1 protein-coding gene is annotated in these 1,317 nt (G+C 64.5%); it reads right to left on the reverse strand.

Going from position 1 to position 1,317, the window contains the following annotated elements:
• Nucleotides 1–1,173: methionine--tRNA ligase (gene metG, locus VK92_RS38465; protein WP_048468251.1), on the reverse strand; the 1,173-nt coding region annotated here is incomplete at its 3' end.
• Nucleotides 1,174–1,317 lie beyond the last annotated feature (144 nt).

Here is a 1,317-nt window from a genome sequence, read left to right on the forward strand (position 1 = left end):
GAGGTTCAGGTCGATGTCTTCCATCGTCGCGTTCAGCTTCGCGGCGAAGTAGTAGCGCAGCCATTCGGGGTTCAGGCCCGTGTCGATGTAGCTCTGCGCGGTGATGAACGTGCCGCGCGACTTCGACATCTTCGCGCCGTCGACCGTCAGGAAGCCGTGCGCGAACACGTTGGTCGGCGTGCGGTGGCCCGAGAACTCGAGCATCGCGGGCCAGAACAGCGTGTGGAAGTACAGGATGTCCTTGCCGATGAAGTGATACTGCTCGGTGGTCGAGCCCGGGCGGATCCACGCGTCGAAGTCGACGCCGTTGCGGTCGCACAGGTTCTTGAAGCTCGCGTAGTAGCCGACCGGCGCGTCGAGCCACACGTAGAAATACTTGCCGGGTGCGCCCGGGATCTCGAAGCCGAAGTACGGTGCGTCACGCGAGATGTCCCAGTCGGCGAGCTTGGCCTCGCCGGCGTCGCCGAGCCATTCGCGCATCTTGTTGGTTGCTTCGGGCTGCGCGAGGCCGCTCACCCATTCGCGCAGGAACGTTTCGCAGCGCGGATCGGACAGGCGGAAGAAGTAGTGCTTCGACGTCTTGCGCACCGGCGTCGCGCCCGACACGACCGAATACGGGTTCAGCAGTTCGGTCGGCAGGTAGGTCGAGCCGCACACTTCGCAGTTGTCGCCGTACTGGTCCTTCGCGTGGCACTTCGGACACTCGCCCTTGATGAAGCGGTCGGGCAGGAACATTTCCTTGACGGGATCGTATGCCTGCTCGATCTCGCGCTCGGCGATGAAACCGGCTTCCTGCAGCGCGACGTAGATCTTCTCGCTCAGCACGCGGTTCTCGTCCGAATCGGTCGAGTAGAAATTGTCGAACGACACGCCGAAGCTGTCGAAATCGCGCTTGTGCTCGGTCCACACGCGGTCGATCAGCTGCTTCGGGGTCAGGCCTTCCTTCTCCGCGCGCAGCATGATCGGCGTGCCGTGCGTGTCGTCGGCGCCGATGTAGTAGACCTCATGGCCATGCATTCGCAGCGTCCGCACCCAGATGTCGGTCTGGATGTACTCGACCAGGTGGCCGATGTGGATCTGCCCGTTGGCATAGGGCAGTGCGGACGTAACGAGGATCTGGCGGCCACCTTGCGGCGCCGCAGCCTGCACGGAAGTGAGGTCGGATGCGGACATAGGGTCTGTAGAGGAACGGCGGAAAACGACGGGAAACTGCGATTCTAGCAGGGGTGCGCGCCAGCGACGCGGGCAGGGCGCCGCTGACCGGGCGCCGGAACGGGCGGGGCCGCGCAAGCGGCGTGCCCGGTCGCGGTGTGCTGC

It is taken from the genome of Burkholderia sp. LK4 (assembly GCF_001043615.1).
GTDB lineage: Bacteria > Pseudomonadota > Gammaproteobacteria > Burkholderiales > Burkholderiaceae > Burkholderia > Burkholderia cepacia.